At 54.2% G+C, this 378-nt stretch carries 1 protein-coding gene; it reads right to left on the bottom strand.

Annotated features, from left to right (window positions below; genetic code table 11):
* Positions 1-378 (bottom strand): efflux RND transporter permease subunit (locus Q4563_RS16935; RefSeq protein WP_303605320.1); only part of this gene is annotated, 378 nt, incomplete at both ends.

The following is a 378-nucleotide window of genomic DNA, read 5'->3' as shown; positions in this document are numbered from 1 at the left end:
CAAACGGCACCGTCCAGCTTTCGTACAATGCTGCCAGACACAAGAAGACAACCAACAGCGACAGCGCATAAAGCATCGGCGCCTGGGAACCAGCCATCCGCTCTTGATACGACATCCCCGTCCATTCAATACCAACACCAGGTGGTAATTTGGCCACAATCTCCTCGATCGCTACCATTGCATCCCCGGTACTCATACCCGGTGCAGCCTCCCCTTGAATATTAACCGCAGGGACACCGTTGTAACGTTCCAGTCGTGGCGAGTTGTAGCCCCAGTAGGACGTGGCAAAGGAACTGAAGGGTACCATTTCACCAGTGTTATTACGGACGTACCACTTGCCAATATCTTCCGGCAGCATTCGGGCTGGAGCATCCGCCT

The sequence above is a fragment of the Gilvimarinus sp. 1_MG-2023 genome, assembly GCF_030548285.1.
This window is presented reverse-complemented; position numbering and strand designations above follow the sequence as displayed.